The sequence below is a fragment of the Nocardioides alpinus genome, from assembly GCF_900112035.1.
GTDB lineage: Bacteria > Actinomycetota > Actinomycetes > Propionibacteriales > Nocardioidaceae > Nocardioides > Nocardioides alpinus.
Window position 1 is genome coordinate 344,179 of the sequence record NZ_FOKC01000001.1, and the last position, 16,067, is coordinate 360,245.

Consider the following 16,067-nt stretch of genomic DNA (forward strand, 5'->3'; position numbering starts at 1 on the left):
CCCCAGTGTCCCACTTCCCGCCTAGGGAGCAGGGATCGGGATGCCTGCGAAGAGGTCGTCCTCCGGGCGGGTGCTCTCGACCGTCGACTCGACCAGCTCGTAGTCCTCGGTCGGCCACACCTTCTGCTGGATCTCGCGCGGGATCGCGAACCACATGCCGTCGGGGTCGATCTGGGTCGCGTGCGCCAGGAGGGCCTGGTCGCGGACCCCGAAGAAGTCCCCGCAGGGCACGCGGGTGGTGATCCGGTCGTCCCAGTCGGCCTCGCGCTCCCACGTGGCGAGGCGCTCCGTGTAGGGCGACTCGAGGCCGTGCGCGAGCATCGCCTCGTGCAGGGCGTTGGTCTTCGCCCAGCTCCAGCCGTGGTGGTAGTAGAGCTTCATCGGCTGCCACGGCTCCCCCGCGTCTGGGAACTGCTCGGGGTCCCCGGCCGCGGCGTAGGCGGCGACGGAGACCTCGTGGCAGCGGATGTGGTCGGGGTGCGGGTATCCCCCGCGCTCGTCGTACGTCGTCAGGACGTGCGGGCGGAACTCGCGGATCAGCCGCACCAGGCGCTCCGTCGCCTCCTCCAGCGGGACGAGCGCGAAGCAGCCCTCCGGCAGCGGTGGCTTGGGGTCTCCCTCGGGCCAGCCGGAGTCGACGAAGCCGAGCCAGTCCTGCCGGATGCCGAGGATGTCGCGGGCCCGGTGCATCTCCTCGCGCCGGATCTCGGAGATGTTCTCCCAGACCTCCGGCCGGTCCATCTTGGCGTTGAGCACCGAGCCCCGCTCGCCCCCGGTGCAGGTGGCGACGTGGACGTCGACGCCCTCGGAGACGTACTTCGCCGTCGACGCGGCGCCCTTGCTCGACTCGTCGTCGGGGTGGGCGTGGACGTGCATCAGCCGGAGCCCGGCACGAGGGCGATCAGTTCGGGCCATGGGAGAAGTCTAGGAGCAGCCGCTTAGGCTTGGACGCGTGACCACCGACCTCACCGAACGCTACGGCGCCCCCTCGCGGTGGCGACGGCCGGTGACCATCGGGCTCGCGCTCACGTTCGCCGTCGTGGGACTCTCCTGGCTGGCCTGGACGGCGTGGTTCCACAGCACCCCCGCCGCCTCCTCCGAGCTCATCACCTACGACGTCACCAGCGACTACGAGACGCAGGCCAGGCTCGACGTCACGCTGGGCGACGGGGTCGAGGCGAGCTGCCGGCTGCGTGCCTTCGCCGAGGACCACACGACGGTCGGCGAGATCGCGTTCACCCCGGTCGAGGGCACCAACGAGGTGGTCATCCGCACCGAGCGCCGGGCCACCACGGTCGAGAAGCTCGGCTGCACCGCGCCGGGCCAGCCACGCCCGCGCTGACCCGCTCAGCCGCCGCTCTGCCCCGCGCCACGGCGTACGAACTGCGCATTTCAGCGCGTCTTGCTAACCTGTGGTCCTGCCCGTCCGGCAGCGCTGGCCCCCGTCTGTCGCCGCCGCGCTGTATCTGACCGGACGGAAGAGAAGATCCACCGACCAGATGTGGTCGCGCTGAGGCACACCCCCAGTCCGGCAGCATCCAGACGACGCGAAGCAGGAGCAACGACATGACCGACCAGGGCACCGTCTGGCTGACCCAGGAGGCCTACGACAAGCTGCAGGCCGAGATCGACGACCTCAAGGGCCCCAAGCGCACGGAGATCATCGAGAAGATCGCCGCTGCGCGCGACGAGGGCGACCTCAAGGAGAACAGCGGCTACCACGCCGCCAAGGACGACCAGGGCAAGCAGGAGGCCCGGATCCGTCAGCTCGAGGACATGCTCCGTCGGGCCGAGGTCGGCGAGACGCCGGCCAACGACGGCGTCGTCGAGCCCGGCATGGTCGTCACGGTCGACTTCGGCGGTGGCGACACCGAGAAGTTCCTCCTCGGCGCCCGCGAGAACCTCACCGAGGGCGACGACCTCGACGTCTACTCGCCGCAGTCCGCGATGGGCGCGGCGATCAACGGCAAGTCCAAGGGCGACAAGGTGTCCTACACGACGCCCAACGGCAAGGACCTCAGCGTCACGATCGTCGACGCGGAGCCCTACCGGGCCTGAGCGTCGGTCTCACCTCTTCCCCGGGGCGGTGGCGTACGACGCTCAGTCGGCGACGCGGTAGCCGCGCTCGCGCAGCCGCGCCATCAGGTGCTCGGCGTGCGCCTCACCGCGGGTCTCGAGCTGGATCCGCACCTCGACCTCGTTGAGGGTCAGCGACGGGGAGATCCGCTCGTGGGCGACCTCGAGGACGTTGGCGCCCTCGGCGCCCACCTCGGCGAGCAGCGAGGCGAGCCCGCCGGGGAGGTCGGGGATGCAGACGCGGAGGTAGAGGTAGCGCCCGGCGGCCGCGAGGCCGTGCCGGATCACCTTGCTGAGCAGGAGCGGGTCGATGTTGCCGCCGGACAGCACCGCGACGGCGGGCGTCTCGAAGCCGGTCGGGTTGTCCAGCAGCGCGGCCACTGCCGCGGCCCCGGCCGGCTCGACGACCTGCTTGGCCCGCTCGATCAGCGCCAGCAGGGCGCGCGAGAGCGACTCCTCCGACACCGTGACGATCTCGTCGACGTGGTCGCGCACGGCGGCGAAGGTGATGTCGCCGGGACGACCGACAGCGATGCCGTCGGCCATGGTCTGCATCGACGCCAGCGGCACGGGCTCCCCCGCGGCGAGCGAGCCGGGGTAGGCCGCGGCTCCCTCGGCCTGCACCCCCACGACGCGTACGTCGGGGCGCAGCGCCTTGATCGCGATCGCCACGCCGGCCAGCAGCCCGCCACCGCCCGTGGGCACCAGCACGGTGCGTACGTCCGGTGCCTGCTCGAGGACCTCGAGGCCCAGCGTGCCCTGGCCCGCGACGATGTCGACGTGGTCGAACGGGTGGATGAGCACGGCCCCGGTCTCCTCGGCGAACGCGCGCGCGGCGACCATGGCGTCCTCGAGGTAGCGGCCGTGGAAGACCACGTCGGCGCCGTAGCCGCGGGTGGCCTTCTCCTTGGGGATCGGCGCCCCCTCGGGCATGAAGACGGTCGAGGAGATGCCCAGTGTCGTCGCCGCGAGCGCGACCCCCTGCGCGTGGTTGCCGGCCGACGCCGCGACCACGCCGTGGGCGCGCTCCTCCGCTGAGAGCCGGGAGATCCGGACGAAGGCACCGCGCGACTTGAACGACCCGGTCCGCTGGAGGTTCTCGCACTTCAGCGACACCGGACCGCCGGCCAGCGCGGACAGCCAGCGCGACTCCTCCATGGGCGTGGTGACGGTGACGTCCTCCAGCAGCTCGCGCGCGGCCAGGATGTCGGCCAGGGTCACCTGCTCGGTCATGAGTCGTCCTTCAGCGTGGAGAGGTCGTCGGTGTGGTCGGGGTGGGGGTCACGCTCGGCCGACTCCCCCACGGGACTGTCGTTGGGCGGGACCTCGTCGGGTGGGACCCCGTCGGTGGCCAGGTCGTCCACGAGCGCCTCCTCCGCGTCGTCGCCCACACCGGTGTAGGTGGCGAGGTGCTGGGCCACGGCGTTGCCTGCGGCGGCAAGAGGCACGGCGATCAGCGCGCCCGCGATGCCCGCGACGAGCACGCCGCAGCCGATCGCCACGATCACACCGAGCGGGTGCAGCGAGACGAAGCGGCCCATGAGGAACGGCTGGAGGATGTGGCCCTCGATCTGCTGGACCAGGATCACGCCGCCGAGCATCAGGAGCGCCGTCCAGGGCCCCTGGTCGACGAGGGCGACGAGGATGGCCACCGTGCCCGCGACGGTGGCGCCGATCATCGGCACGAACGCGCCGAGGAAGACGAGCACGCCCAGGGCGAAGACGAACGGCACGCCCAGGAAGAACGCCACGAGCATGATCCCGATCGCGTCGGCCAGCGCCACCAGGACGGTGGCCCGGACGAACTGCGTGAGCGAGACCCAGGCGACCCGACCCGAGGCGTCGACGCGCTCGCGGGCGGCACGCGGGGCGAGGCGGACCATCCACGCCCAGATGCGGTCACCGTCGGCGAGGAAGAAGTAGGTGGAGAACAGCACGATGAAGAAGCCCGCGACCACGTGACCGACCGCGGTGCCGACCTCGGTGACGCGGGTGACCACGCCATCGGTGCCGGTGCTGTCGGTGATGGCCGACTGCACCTCCTTGATGTAGCCGTCGAGCTGCGAGTCGGAGATGCCGAGGGGTCCGGTGCGCAGCCACTCGCGCACCTGGTCGAGGCCGGTGACGACGGAGTCGGCGAGGTCGGTCGCCCCCTGGGCGACCTGCTGGCCGACGAAGGTCAGCAGCAGCGCGACCGTGCTGATCCCGAGGACCATCACGATCCCGGCCGAGGGTCCGCGGGGCAGGCCGACCCGGCGCAGCCCGTGCACCAGCGGGATCGCGAGCGCCGCCCCGAGGAGCGCGATCGCCAGCGGGAGGGTGATCACCGCGAAGTAGCGCATCGTCCACAGCAGCCCGAGCGCTGCGACCACGATGACGATGAGGCGCCACGACCACGCGGCGGCGAGGTCGAGGCCCCACGGCACCTGGGCACGGCTGAAGTTGGACGGACCGGTCGTGAAGGCAGGCTCGGCCCGCCGCTCCGCGCGCACCTGGGCCCACTGCGCCACGATCCGCTCGGTCAGCCGGTCGTCGTCCTCGGTGCGCCCCAGGGGCGGGAAGAGTCGGCGGCGCGTCGACTCGTCGTCGAGGTCGGGCGCCTGGTTGTCGCTCACGTCGGTCACGCTACTCAGTACCCACTCCGCAGGCTTCCCAGCAGCCGGTGCGCCGCCAGGGGGTGGTCCTCGGCCAGCAGGCCGGCGGCCGCCAGCACGTAGTCGCCGTCCACGACGACCACCGGGTCGCGCGGCAGCTGCCACCCTCCCTCGAAGGCGTCGCCCGTCGCAGGGATCAGCACACGTCGTACGCCGTCGGGGCCCCCGTGGCGCAGCACCCCGCCCGATCCCACCATCAGGTCGACCTCGCGGAGGTCCTTGCCGCTGCGCTCGACGACGCGCCCCTCAGGGCTGACGACGACCTTGCTGCGACCGGCGTGGCGCTCGAGCGCGATCCGGACCGCCGCTGCGGCGATCTCCAGGTCGGCGTCACGCTCGTGCGCGTCGGCGGGCAGGAAGTCGGGGTGCGTGCGGCGACGCAGGGCGGCAGCCGCGAGGTCGTCGCGTCCGGCCGCCTCCACCGTCGAGACCGCCGACCACCGCATGCCGAGGTCCCCCTCGACGGTCCGGGTGACGGGTGTCGTGGCCACCACCTCGCGGGCCAGGCCACTGTCCTCCGGGTCGAGCTCGACGACGCTGTGCACGTCTGTGGTGGCGCCGCCGACGTCGACGACGACCACGTCGCCCGCGCCGCGGTGCTGGTCGTCGGTCCCGCGGGCCAGCAGCTCGACGCCGGTCAGCACCACGTCGGGGGTGGCGCCGCGCACGAGGTCGACGAACGTCCGACCGCGCGCGTCGGTGCGGCTGCTCAGGTGCTTGCCGCCGATCACGTGGCTCAGGAAGATCTCGCGGATCGCGCGCCGCGCGCTGTCGGGGGCGAGCACGCCGATCTTCGGCACGACGTTGTCCGCCAGGACGTACGGGGTCCCTGACGCGGCCAGCCGCGAGGCGACCACGGGCTGCGACTCGATGTTGCCGGCGACGACGACCGGGCCGGTCCACGGGGTGCGGGCCAGGGCGTCGGCGTCACTCTCGAGCACCTCGGCGTTTCCGCCGTCGGTGCCGCCGACGAGGAGGACGACGTCGGGCTCGGAGCCGCGCAGGTCGGCCAGCTTGGCGGCGTCGAGGCCCCCGGACAGCACCAGCACGACCTTCCCGCCGCTGGACAGCGCCACCCGGCGTCCTGCCTCGGCGGTGACCAGCTCCTCGTTGCCGACGACGGCGATCCGCAGCCCGCCCCCGGCACTGGAGCAGGCGAGCACGTCGGCGTCGGGGGCACGCGGATCCTGCTCGGCCAGCACGGCCATGCAGGCGTCGTACCCGTCGAGGACGTCACCCACCCCGTCGGCGTCGGGGAGCGTGGTCGGGTGGCTGGCGGTGGCGAGGAGGTCGCCGGAGTCGAGGTCGACGAGCACCGCCTTGGTGAAGGTCGAGCCGAAGTCGACGCAGACGACGAGGCTCACACCAGCACCGAGAGCCCGGCGAGGACGCTGAGCACCAGCACGGACACCACCACGACGGGTACGCCGATGCCGCGGGGCAGCGGCCGGCCGTCGCGGATCGCCGCGTCCGCCTGCTGGAAGCGCTGCCAGCCCACCACCGAGGTCACCGCCGCGGCCACCAGCAGCCCGATCCCGAGGGCGTACTCGGCCCAGGAGTCCTGCAGGAGGTGGAGCGCGCCGACCGCCGCGACGAGGAGCCCGACGGCCGTCCGCTCGTAGGCCAGGAACGTGCGCTCGTTGGCCAGCGAGTAGCGCGGGTCCGTCGGGTCGGATCCGGGGCCGGTCGTGCTCACCCCAGGGCCCGGTCCAGGTCCGCGACCAGGTCCTCGACGCTCTCGATGCCGACGCTCAGCCGGATCAGGTCGTCGGGGACCTCCAGGTCGGTGCCGGCCACGCTGGCGTGGGTCATCCGGCCCGGGTGCTCGATGAGCGACTCGACGCCGCCCAGCGACTCACCCAGGGTGAAGACCTCGGCGCGCTCGCAGACGGCGAGCGCCCGGTCGAGGCCGCCGACGACGCGGAACGAGATCATCCCGCCGAAGCGCTTCATCTGGCGCGCGGCGACCTCGTGGCCGGGGTGGGCCGCGAGGCCGGGGTAGATGACCTCCGCGATCCGCGGGTCGCCGTCGAGGAACTCCACGATCTTCTCGGCGTTGTCGCAGTGACGGTCCATCCTGACCCCGAGGGTCTTGAGGCCGCGGTGGGTGAGGAAGGCGTCGAACGGACCCGCGACCGCACCCATCGCGTTCTGGTGGAAGCCGATCTTGTCGGCCAGCTCGAGGTCGCGCACGACCACGGCCCCACCGACGACGTCGCTGTGCCCGCCGACGTACTTGGTCGTCGAGTGCAGCACCACGTCGGCACCCAGGGTCAACGGCTGCTGGAGGTAGGGCGAGGCGAAGGTGTTGTCCACGACCAGCAGCGCGCCGGCGTCGTGGGCGACGGTGGCGAGCGCCTCGATGTCGCCGATGGTGAGCATCGGGTTGGTGGGGGTCTCCACCCACACCAGCTTCGTACGCCCGGGCTCGATGGCCGCGGTGACCGCGGCGACGTCCGCCACCGGTGCCGGGCTGTGGTCGAGGCCCCAGACCTTGGCGACCTTGTCGAAGAGGCGGAACGTGCCGCCGTAGGCGTCGTCGGGGATCACCACGTGGTCGCCGGGGCGGGTCAGCGCCCGGATGACGGCGTCCTCGGCCGCCAGGCCGGAGGCGAAGGCGAACCCCTTCTCGCCGTCCTCGACGGCGGCGAGGGCTCCCTCGAGCGCCGTACGCGTGGGGTTGGCGGAGCGGCTGTACTCGTAGCCGCCGCGCAGGCCACCGACACCGTCCTGCTTGTAGGTGCTGCTGGCGTAGATGGGCGGGTTGACCGCCCCGGTCATCGCGTCGGGCTCGTAGCCGGCGTGGATCGCACGCGTCTCGAACCCGGCCTTGTTGGCGCGTTCCTGGGTCACCCGCCGAGCGTAGACCCAGCAGAACGGCCGCCACACCCACGGGGTGGCGGCCGTTCGTTTGATCGACCCCAGGTCACGTCACCTCGTTGCGCCTGTACCCAGGGGCTCGTCCGAACCGGTCGAACCGGAGCCGGGGCTGACTCGTCCCGGTGCGGTGGCGACCACAGCGGTGGGGCGCGCAGCCCAGGTTCCGAATGCCTGCATGGAACCCGCGGCGTTCGAGGTCGTGAAGAGGGTGGCCCCCCACGGGTCGGAAGCCGTTCCGAAGCATGAGGACGTCGACGCCTTGCAGCTGAAGACAGTGCCGGCGTTGGAGGACAACGAGGCGAAGACGCACAGGTGGCCCGGGGATGCGTCAGGCGCGGTGACGCTGCCCGAGCAACCAGCCGGCGGGACACCCCCGACGGGAATGATGTGGACCTCCGGTGCCGATGCGAACGTCGTGCCGAAGCTGATGTCAGTGCCGTCGAACTGGTTCGCCGCGGTCGCAACGTTCAGGATCATGTAGCTACCTCGCACCAACGACGTGCTGCGCGCGTAGCGCCCGTCGCTCTCGGCCTTCGAGTACCCCGACCCGGCGGCGGCGTACTTCGCGTCAGCCTCGGCCTTCGAGTAGGTCTCCGCCTTCGTGTAGCCCGAGCCAGCCGGCTCGTACGACCCCTTGGGCTGGTACTTCGCGTCGCTCTGCGCCTTGGTGTAGTAGCGCTTGTCCGCCAGCGGCTTGAGGTTCTTCTTCCAGATCTTCTTCCAGCTCGTGGCCACCGCGTTGCTGACCTCGGCACCGGCGGGGGTGACGGCCATCAGGCCTCCACCGACGAGAACCCCCAGAAGCACGGCAACGAGGAGCTGCCGAACCGATCGACGTGACGACATGATGCGTTTCCTTTCGACGGATGTGCCCCGGCCTCCTGGGGCACTCGGACACGTTCCTCCCGCCGCAGACCGGGCGCATCGGTGACAGCACGACGTCTAGTCCACGTAATTTCACGGATGGGCCGGCCGAGCGACGTTCCCGGGCACTTGTCCGACCGGGGAGAATGGGGCCATGTTCGGATTCGGCAAGCCCACCACCCTCCCCACACCCGACCAGGCCCTCCCCGGCCGCTCGGAATCCACGTGGAGCCTCGGCGACCACGTCGTCCTCGACGCGCCGGTCATCACCCCCGACGCGCCGGCCGGCCACGAGGTCGCGATCCTCGGCCTCGGCTGCTTCTGGGGCGCCGAGGAGATCTACTGGCAGATCCCCGGCGTGTGGTCCACGTCCGTCGGCTACGCCGGCGGCAGCACGCCCAACCCCACCTACGACGAGGTCTGCAGCGGCCGCACCGGCCACACCGAGGCGATCCGTATCGTCTTCGACCCCGCGGTCGTGTCCTACGCCGACCTGATCAAGAAGTTCTTCGAGATCCACGACCCGACCCAGGGGATGCGCCAGGGCAACGACGTCGGCACGCAGTACCGCTCGGCGATCTACTGGACGACGCCCGAGCAGGAGCAGACCGCGCGCGAGCTGACCAAGGCGTACGGCGACGAGCTGGCGCGCCGCGGCCTCGGCGAGATCACCACCGAGATCCGGCCGTCGAGCGAGACGCCGTACTTCTATGCCGAGGACGCCCACCAGCAGTACCTCGCCAAGAACCCTTTCGGCTACCGGTGCCACGCCAACACCGGCGTGAAGTTCCCCGCGACTGCGTGAGGTCAGCCCATGAAGGGCTGGAAGATCTCCCGGACGAGACCTGACGCGCGGTCCGCGTCTCCGGCTGCGATGGCTTCGACCAGGTCGTGGTGGTGACGGTGCGCAACCTCCGCGTCGCCTGACTCGTCGTCGCGCATGTGCTCGGCGAAGACGTCGGTCATGCTTGCGTAGAGCTGCAGGTAGAGCGGGTTGTGCGTCGCCGCGACGACGGCGAGGTGCAGTGCGAGGTCGGCACCGGCCCTGAGGTCGGGATCGCCCGTGGCCCAGCTCGACTCGCGCTCGTCGCGCAGCGTGCGGAGCCGCTCGACGTCGGAGTCGGTACGCCGGAGGGCCGCCAGGGACGCTGCGGTGCTGTCGAGAGCGAGGCGCAGCTCCAGGTAGTGGTGGCGGCTGCCGCCCGCCAGCTCGCGCACGAGCGTGCCGTTGAGCTCGGAGCTCGAGATGACGAAGGTGCCGCGGCCCTGCTCCCGGCTGAGCAGGCCCGCGTGCACGAGCGACTGGAGCGCCTCGCGGACCGTGTTGCGGCCCACCCCGAACGCGTCGACGAGATCCGCCTCGACCGGAATGCGCTCGCCGACCGGCCAGCGGCCGGAGGCGATCTCCTCCTGGAAACGTGCGGCGACCTGGTCGATCAGTCCCACTCGCCGCACCGGTCGGCGTGTGCCAGACTGGCTCGAATTCATCCCATGATCCCATCATTGATCCGTCGTGGAGTCGAGCGTGACCACCCTGCTGCCGCCGCACGCCCCAGTGAACCGCGCTCGCCTGACCCTGTGGGCCGGACTCGCCACCGCACTGACGGCGCTCAACCTGCGCACGGCGGTGACGGGGTTGTCTCCCCTGCTCGAGACGATCGGGGCGGACCTGGGCTTCGGGCTCGCCCTGGCCGGCCTGCTGGGCACCGTGCCGGCGGCGACGTTCGGCGTCTTCGGCTTCCTCGCCCCGGTGATCACCCGGAGGTACGGGCTCGAGCGCACCGCCGCGGCGGCGCTGGCCCTCACCGCGCTCGCCCTGGTCCTGCGAGCGCTCTCCCCGACTCCTCTCGCACTGGTCGCCTCGACCGTCGTGGCGTTGGCCGGCATCGGCGCGGCCAACGTCGTGATCGTGCCCCTGATCAAGGCCTGGTTCGCCGATCGCATCGCCCTGTGGACCTCCGGCTACCTGCTCCTGCTCCAGACGGGCCAGTTCGTCGCTCCCCTGCTGGCCGTGCCGGTGGCCGGGGCGACGAGCTGGCGCCTGTCGGTGGGCATCTGGGCAGCACCCGCCGCCGTAGCGGCCGTCGTCTGGCTGACGCTCGCGATCGCGCTGCCCGCTGACCACCACGCGCCCGCCGCCGCGGCGCCCGTCACCCAGCGGCAGATCGGTCGCTCGTCGACCGCCTGGGGCCTGATCGGGCTGTTCGCGATGGTGTCGGTGTCGAACTACAGCATCATCACCTGGGTCCCGGCCGTGCTCACCGACGCCGGCGCCAGCGCCGCGCGGGGCGGCGCCATGCTCGGGTTGTACTCGGCCTGGGGAGTGCTCGCAGCCCTGGTCGTCCCCCAGCTCGCCACCCGCTTGCGCAACCCGTTCGTGGTCGTCGTCGCCTGCTCGGTCCTGCTCGTCGTCGGCTATGCAGGACTGGCCCTCGCACCGCTGGACGGCACCGTGCTCTGGATGTGCGCGCTCGGCGTCGGGGTCAGCACGTTCCCGCTCTGCATGACGCTCATCAACCACCGCACCCGGACCCCGCAGTCCGCCTCGGCGGTGTCGGGCTTCGTCCAGGGCGTCGGCTACGGGCTGGCCTGCTTCGGGCCGATCGGTCTCGGGCTGGTGCGCGAGGCGACGGGCTCGTGGACGACGCCGCTCGTCCTCCTGGGCGCGACTGCGCTTCCCGGCCTCCTTGCCGGCTGGTACGCGTGCCGGCCATGCTTCGTCGAGGACGCCGTCGCCGACACGTACGCGGCCTGAGCCTGTCGATCCGGGACCGGTTCGTACGTCACCCTTGATGACGAGCCGCACGGGGCGGCCCCACGGAGGAGTGACATGACCAAGTACGCCATCTACTTCCACCAGCAGTGGGTCGGGGACCACCCCGAGGAGTGGTACCTCACCAGGGTCGAACCGTCCACCGCCGTCGTCGCCGAGATGGAGGCGTCCGGAGTCCTGGTGTTCGCCGGCGGCCTCGTGGAGGACATGTCGCAGGCGTTCAGCGCCGACGACACCAGCGGGACCATGGTGGTCACCGACGGGCCCTACACCGAGACCACGGAACACCTCGGCGGGATCACGATCATCGAGGTCGAGACCCTCGAGGAGGCCCGGGAGTGGGCCGCCAAGGTCGCCGAGGGTTGCGGGTGGCCGCAGGAGGTCCGCGTCGTCAAGTAGCCCTGCCCTGTTCGACCGGCGCCGGCACCCAGGCGGTGAGGCTGCGCGGGTCGCCGAGCCAGTCGGTGCGGGTGTTCCTGCCGTCGGGCCTGGTGCCGGCGACCCGGACCGCGACCCGGACCTGCTCCGGCGAGCCCAGCACCTCGCGCGACATCCGCATCCGCACCTGGTCGGCGTCGTAGTCGATCCTCATGCGGTAGGACCCCTCGACCGGCTCGCCCCACTTCTTCGTCGCGAACCCGTCCGTGGTGAGCAGGGCGTAGTCGGTGCCGACGAAGTAGCCGCCGGCGAACACGTACTCCGGGCCGGGGTCGGTCGGGTCGGTGTCGAGGAACACCGAGCCCGACGAGCCGCTGCGGAACGACTCCACCAGATCGGTGTGGGTCGTGGTCACCACGACGTTCTTGCTGCGGTGGTCGACGGTGACCGACCTCAGGTCGACGCCGTGGCCGAGGTCCTGCGGGTCCAGGACGCCGATGCCGTCGGCGTGGGCCGGGGCGAGCGGGGACAGGACGAGGGCAGCGAGCGCGAGTGTGGCGCCGCTCAGGGTGGTGCGCATGGTTTCCTTCATGTCCCAAGGACGCGACGGCACCCTGTTTGGTTGCTTCGTCTGAGATGATCCGGTTCCGCAGGATCCCCCATGACCGAGGAGACGCGTGGCCCCCGCCCGCCAGGCCCCCCTGACCGTTGCCTCATGGCTGGTGCACGCCTACACCGCCTCCGGGGTCGTGCTGGCGTTCCTCACCGTCATCGCGGTGATGGAGGGCGACACCGTCCGGGGACTGTGGCTGTTCCTGGCCGCGATGGTCGTCGACGGCACGGACGGGATGCTCGCCCGCTGGGTCCAGGTCAAGCGGCACGTGCCGTGGTTCGACGGGGCGCTGCTCGACAACATCGTCGACTACATCACCTATGCCTTCATGCCCATGGTGCTGCTGTGGAGCGCGGGCTACCTCGGTGAGGGGACGTCGGCCACGGTGCTGGCGGTCGTCCCGCTGCTTGCCTCGGCCTACCAGTTCTGCCGGGTCGACGCGAAGACCGACGACCACCTGTTCCTCGGCTTCCCGAGCTACTGGAACATCGCGGCCTTCTACGTCGTCGTCCTCGACCTGCAGCCGGCCACCGTCGCGGCCGTGCTGCTCGTGTGCGCCGTGCTGGTCTTCGTGCCGATCGGCTACGTCTACCCCTCGCGCACGACGACGCTGCAGGTGCCGACACTCGCCCTGACCTGCCTCTGGCTGGCCAGCTATGCGGTGCTGCTCGTGCAGCTCCCCGACCCGAGCCCCGTCTGGCTGACCATCTCGGTGGCCTACGTCGTCTACTACGTCGCGCTCAGCCTCTACCTGACGGCCCGTCGCTCCCGCAGCACCGCCGCAGCGGCTGCGGCCGACTAGCGAGATCAGAGGGCGGGCGGGAGTCCGAGACTCCCGCCCGCTGCCACCGTGCCCCTGTTGCGCGGTGGCTCCCCCCCTGGAGGGTCTTGCTCAGCCTTGGGTCAGTCCGTCACCCCAGCGCTGCGACTGCGGCCACAACGTCGACGAGGCCGTAGCCCTTGTCGTACGACGTGGTGCCGAGCGGTCCGGCCGTGTAGGCCGCCCCGTCGGTGTACTTGTGCGCCGAGACCTTCAGCGCCCGCTCGATGTCGGCGGGCGTCGCGGACGGCCTGGCCTGGAACAGCTGCGCGACGATGCCCGCGATGTGCGGGGCCGCCATCGACGTGCCGCTGATGGTGTTGAAGGTGCCGATGTCGAGCGCGCCCGGCCCGTTGCGGAAGTCGAGACCCGTCGAGCAGATCGCGAGGTAGAGCCGGCACGACGAGGTGATGTTCTCTCCCGGGGCGGAGATGTCCGGCCAGGTGGAGGCGTCCGAGCCCAGGCCGCGCGAGCTGTACTCCGAGACGACGCCGGCGCGGGTGCCGGTGTCCTGGTCGTAGTAGGACGCGACCGACAGGATGCCGCCGGTGGGGTCCTGGCCGGGCGGGTTGGTCAGGCTCGTCGAGCCGTCGCCGCCGTCGTTGCCGGCGGCCCAGACGGTCACCACGCCCTCGGTTGCGAGCGCACGCTGCAGCTTGACGGTGGCCGACTCGGGGTCGAACTCGCCGCCGCCGGTGGGGCCGTAGGAGTTGTTGGTGACCTTGATGGGCGGGCAGGTGGAGGCAGGTACGCCGGCTCCGCAGGGAGCGGCGTGGTTCTCGAGCACCCAGTTGAGCGCGGAGTCGGCGCCGAGGATCACGATGCCGGCACCGGTCGAGATCGAGACGAGCTTGGCGCCGGGTGCGGCACCCTGCAGCGTGCCGCCGTCGGTCAGTGTGGTGGGACGACCCGCGACGATGCCGCTGACGTGGGTGCCGTGACCGCCCACGGAGAGGGTGTCGGTGTCGACGAAGGCGGGGAGCCGCTGGACCGAACAGGTCTCGGTCAGCGGCTCGCACAGCGCCTCGAGGTTGGCGACGACCGCGCTCGAGCCGTCGGCCTCCTTGAAGTAGGGGTGGGTCGGGTCGACGCCGGAGTCGATGACGGCGACGCTGACCCCCTTCCCGGTGAGCTTCGCGCCGTCGGCGCCGGTGAGGGTGGCGGCCGCCTCTGCGCCGCGGGTCGCGGTGTTGGAGGTCTCCTGGAAGAACTCGATCGGCTGCGCGCCGCCCTCGACGTACGTCACTCCGGGTGCGCTGCGGACTGCCTGGATCTGGGCCTTGGTGGCGTTGGCGATGACCACGCCGATGGCGCTGAACTCGCCCTTCTTCGCCATGCCTGCGGCCGTCACGGCCTGACGGGCCGCCGTGATCGAGGTGCCGTGGACCATCACCGAGGTCTTCCCGGTGAGGCTGCCGAGCTGGCCGGCGAGGAAGGTCGAGACGTTGGCCGGAGCACTCTGGTCGGCGGCCGAGGCGGTGCCGCCGGAGGTGAAGGTCGCCGAGGCGGCCAGGATGCTGGCCGTGGCGGCGAGCAGGGGCTTGATTCGCACGTGGTCCTCCCGAGGTTGGAGTCGAGTCGTTGCCAGGACAACGAGGCGATGTGCGCCAGGTCACGCGGCATTTCACGGCCGGGTTGGTGCGGAGGGGACAATGGCCACATGACCGAGTTGCCCCGCAAGGCCGCGGCCCGCACGGCACGCCTCGCGGCGCTCCCGTTGGGGTACGCCGGACGCCAGGCCATGGGCCTGGGCAAGCGGCTCGGCGGCAAGCCCGCCGAGTCCGTGTTGTCCGATGTCCAGCAGCGCACCGCCGAGCAGCTCTTCCGCACGCTGGGTGAGCTCAAGGGTGGGGCGATGAAGTTCGGCCAGGCGCTGAGCGTCCTGGAGTCGGCGCTGCCGGAGGAGCTGGCCGCGCCCTACCGCGAGCACCTCACCGCGCTGCAGGACTCCGCTCCCCCGATGCCGACGTCGACGGTCCGCCAGCAGCTCACCGCCCACCTCGGTGCCGACTGGCGCCAGCGGCTGGTCTGGCTCGACGGCGCGCCCACGGCGGCCGCCTCCATCGGCCAGGTCCACCGCGGCCGGTGGCGCGACGAGGACGGCACCGAGCACGACGTGGCCGTGAAGGTCCAGTACCCCGGTGCCGGTGAGGCCCTGATGGGCGACCTCAAGCAGATCGCCCGCGTGGCGCGCGGCGTGGCCCCGGTCTTCCCCGGTATCGACATCAAGCCCCTCGTCGCCGAGCTGCAGGCACGTGCCGCCGACGAGCTCGACTACACGCTCGAGGGCGAGGCCCAGGCGGCGTACGCCGAGGCCTTCGCCGACCACTCCGACATCGTCATCCCTGACGTGGTCGCCGTCGGCGGCGAGGTGATCGTCACCGAGTGGCTCGACTCCGCGCACTCGCTGGCCCACATCATCCGCGAGGGCACGCAGGAGGAGCGCGACCACTACGGCGAGCTCTTCGTACGCTTCCTCTTCGAGGGTCCGCGCCGCACCGGCATGCTGCACGCTGACCCGCACCCCGGGAACTTCCGGATCCTGCCCGCGCCCGACGGCGGGCTCGGCCGGCTCGGCGTGCTCGACTTCGGCGCGGTCGCCCGGCTGCAGGGCGGCGCGTTCCCCGAGAACATGGGCCGCCTGATGCGCATCGCGCTCGACGAGGACCCGGAGTCGCTGGTCGCCGTCCTGCGCCAGGAGGGCTTCATCAAGGACCGGATCGAGGTCGACCCGGCGATGGTCCTGGCCTACCTCGCGCCCTTCGTCGAGCCGGCCGCCGAGGACCGCTTCACGTTCAGCCGCGAGTGGATGCGCGAGCAGTTCGAGCGGATCAACGACCCGCGGGCCGAGACGTTCACCCTCGCCACGCGCCTCAACCTGCCGACGTCCTACCTCCTCATCCACCGCACCTGGCTCGGCGGCATCGGGCTGCTCAGCCAGCTCGGCGCGACAGCGCCGTTCCGCGCGATCCTGGAGGAGTCGCTGCCCGGGTTCGCGAGGGAATGAGC

At 71.5% G+C, this 16,067-nt stretch carries 17 protein-coding genes; 7 read left to right on the top strand and 10 right to left on the bottom strand.

Annotated features, from left to right (window positions below; translation table 11 throughout):
* Positions 1-21 precede the first annotated feature (21 nt).
* The gene (mca, locus tag BM127_RS01695) at positions 22-915 is read right to left on the bottom strand and encodes a mycothiol conjugate amidase Mca (protein WP_091193468.1); all 894 of its coding nucleotides are present in this window, start codon (positions 913-915) and stop codon (positions 22-24) included.
* A gap of 37 nt (positions 916-952) precedes the next feature.
* Between mca and BM127_RS01700 the strand changes: the two genes are divergently transcribed.
* Positions 953-1,342, top strand: a complete 390-nt coding sequence (locus tag BM127_RS01700) for a DUF4307 domain-containing protein (protein ID WP_091193470.1) — start codon at positions 953-955, stop codon at positions 1,340-1,342.
* 224 nt (positions 1,343-1,566) lie between these two features.
* The gene (gene greA / locus BM127_RS01705; protein WP_091193472.1) at positions 1,567-2,058 is read left to right on the top strand and encodes a transcription elongation factor GreA; all 492 of its coding nucleotides are present in this window, start codon (positions 1,567-1,569) and stop codon (positions 2,056-2,058) included.
* Between the two features lie 42 nt (positions 2,059-2,100).
* On the opposite strand, the gene ilvA is transcribed toward greA, so the two are convergent.
* The 6 genes from ilvA to BM127_RS01735 form a co-directional block, all read right to left on the bottom strand.
* Positions 2,101-3,309, bottom strand: coding sequence for a threonine ammonia-lyase (ilvA, locus tag BM127_RS01710; protein ID WP_091193475.1), 1,209 nt, complete (start codon positions 3,307-3,309; stop codon positions 2,101-2,103).
* On the bottom strand, positions 3,306-4,691 hold the full coding sequence (locus BM127_RS01715) for an AI-2E family transporter (protein ID WP_231263125.1): 1,386 nt from the start codon (positions 4,689-4,691) through the stop codon (positions 3,306-3,308). The genes ilvA and BM127_RS01715 overlap by 4 nt, the downstream gene beginning before the upstream one ends.
* 14 nt (positions 4,692-4,705) lie before the next feature.
* A complete protein-coding gene (locus BM127_RS01720) occupies positions 4,706-6,094 on the bottom strand; it encodes a glutamate mutase L (protein ID WP_091193477.1) in 1,389 nt (462 codons plus the stop codon).
* A complete protein-coding gene (locus BM127_RS01725; protein ID WP_091193481.1) occupies positions 6,091-6,426 on the bottom strand; it encodes a YidH family protein in 336 nt (111 codons plus the stop codon). Before BM127_RS01725 ends, BM127_RS01720 begins: the two co-directional genes overlap by 4 nt.
* Positions 6,423-7,583, bottom strand: a complete 1,161-nt coding sequence (locus BM127_RS01730) for a cystathionine gamma-synthase (protein WP_091195339.1) — start codon at positions 7,581-7,583, stop codon at positions 6,423-6,425. The genes BM127_RS01725 and BM127_RS01730 overlap by 4 nt, the downstream gene beginning before the upstream one ends.
* A 78-nt stretch (positions 7,584-7,661) precedes the next feature.
* Positions 7,662-8,384 carry a hypothetical protein gene (locus tag BM127_RS01735; protein WP_091193484.1) on the bottom strand — a complete coding sequence of 241 codons (723 nt, stop codon included), beginning with the start codon at positions 8,382-8,384 and terminating at the stop codon, positions 7,662-7,664.
* Positions 8,385-8,628: 244 nt separating this feature from the next.
* Between BM127_RS01735 and msrA the strand changes: the two genes are divergently transcribed.
* Positions 8,629-9,279: a peptide-methionine (S)-S-oxide reductase MsrA gene (gene msrA / locus BM127_RS01740; RefSeq protein ID WP_091193487.1), complete on the top strand. Its 651-nt coding sequence runs from the start codon at positions 8,629-8,631 to the stop codon at positions 9,277-9,279.
* 2 nt (positions 9,280-9,281) lie between these two features.
* On the opposite strand, the gene BM127_RS01745 is transcribed toward msrA, so the two are convergent.
* Positions 9,282-9,929: a FadR/GntR family transcriptional regulator gene (locus BM127_RS01745; RefSeq protein WP_198554466.1), complete on the bottom strand. Its 648-nt coding sequence runs from the start codon at positions 9,927-9,929 to the stop codon at positions 9,282-9,284.
* A gap of 70 nt (positions 9,930-9,999) precedes the next feature.
* Here BM127_RS01745 and BM127_RS01750 point away from each other — a divergent pair, with 70 nt between their 5' ends.
* Both BM127_RS01750 and BM127_RS01755 read left to right on the top strand, forming a co-directional pair.
* The gene (locus BM127_RS01750; protein ID WP_157829647.1) at positions 10,000-11,229 is read left to right on the top strand and encodes an MFS transporter; all 1,230 of its coding nucleotides are present in this window, start codon (positions 10,000-10,002) and stop codon (positions 11,227-11,229) included.
* Between the two features lie 75 nt (positions 11,230-11,304).
* The gene (locus BM127_RS01755) at positions 11,305-11,646 is read left to right on the top strand and encodes a YciI family protein (protein WP_091193494.1); all 342 of its coding nucleotides are present in this window, start codon (positions 11,305-11,307) and stop codon (positions 11,644-11,646) included.
* On the opposite strand, the gene BM127_RS01760 is transcribed toward BM127_RS01755, so the two are convergent.
* On the bottom strand, positions 11,639-12,205 hold the full coding sequence (locus BM127_RS01760; protein ID WP_091193497.1) for a hypothetical protein: 567 nt from the start codon (positions 12,203-12,205) through the stop codon (positions 11,639-11,641). The genes BM127_RS01755 and BM127_RS01760 overlap by 8 nt on opposite strands.
* Before the next feature lie 97 nt (positions 12,206-12,302).
* On the opposite strand from BM127_RS01760, the gene BM127_RS01765 reads away from it, so the two are divergent.
* Entirely contained in the window at positions 12,303-13,040 is a 738-nt protein-coding gene (locus BM127_RS01765) for a CDP-alcohol phosphatidyltransferase family protein (RefSeq protein ID WP_091193499.1), read from the top strand.
* A 109-nt stretch (positions 13,041-13,149) separates the two neighbouring features.
* Here BM127_RS01765 and BM127_RS01770 read toward each other — a convergent pair whose 3' ends face one another.
* Entirely contained in the window at positions 13,150-14,610 is a 1,461-nt protein-coding gene (locus BM127_RS01770) for a S8 family serine peptidase (protein WP_231263123.1), read from the bottom strand.
* 108 nt (positions 14,611-14,718) lie between these two features.
* On the opposite strand from BM127_RS01770, the gene BM127_RS01775 reads away from it, so the two are divergent.
* The gene (locus BM127_RS01775; RefSeq protein WP_091193501.1) at positions 14,719-16,065 is read left to right on the top strand and encodes an ABC1 kinase family protein; all 1,347 of its coding nucleotides are present in this window, start codon (positions 14,719-14,721) and stop codon (positions 16,063-16,065) included.
* The last annotated feature ends 2 nt before the right edge of the window (positions 16,066-16,067 follow it).

Excerpts from the sequence above, each read along its gene's own strand:
- mca (WP_091193468.1), bottom strand. The coding sequence starts at position 915 with ATGGCCCGAACTGATCGCCCTCGTGCCGGGCTCCGGCTGATGCACGTC.
- greA (WP_091193472.1), top strand. The coding sequence starts at position 1,567 with ATGACCGACCAGGGCACCGTCTGGCTGACCCAGGAGGCCTACGACAAG.
- ilvA (WP_091193475.1), bottom strand. The coding sequence starts at position 3,309 with ATGACCGAGCAGGTGACCCTGGCCGACATCCTGGCCGCGCGCGAGCTG.
- BM127_RS01735 (WP_091193484.1), bottom strand. The coding sequence starts at position 8,384 with ATGGCCGTCACCCCCGCCGGTGCCGAGGTCAGCAACGCGGTGGCCACG.
- msrA (WP_091193487.1), top strand. The coding sequence starts at position 8,629 with ATGTTCGGATTCGGCAAGCCCACCACCCTCCCCACACCCGACCAGGCC.
- BM127_RS01755 (WP_091193494.1), top strand. The coding sequence starts at position 11,305 with ATGACCAAGTACGCCATCTACTTCCACCAGCAGTGGGTCGGGGACCAC.
- BM127_RS01760 (WP_091193497.1), bottom strand. The coding sequence starts at position 12,205 with ATGCGCACCACCCTGAGCGGCGCCACACTCGCGCTCGCTGCCCTCGTC.
- BM127_RS01775 (WP_091193501.1), top strand. The coding sequence starts at position 14,719 with ATGACCGAGTTGCCCCGCAAGGCCGCGGCCCGCACGGCACGCCTCGCG.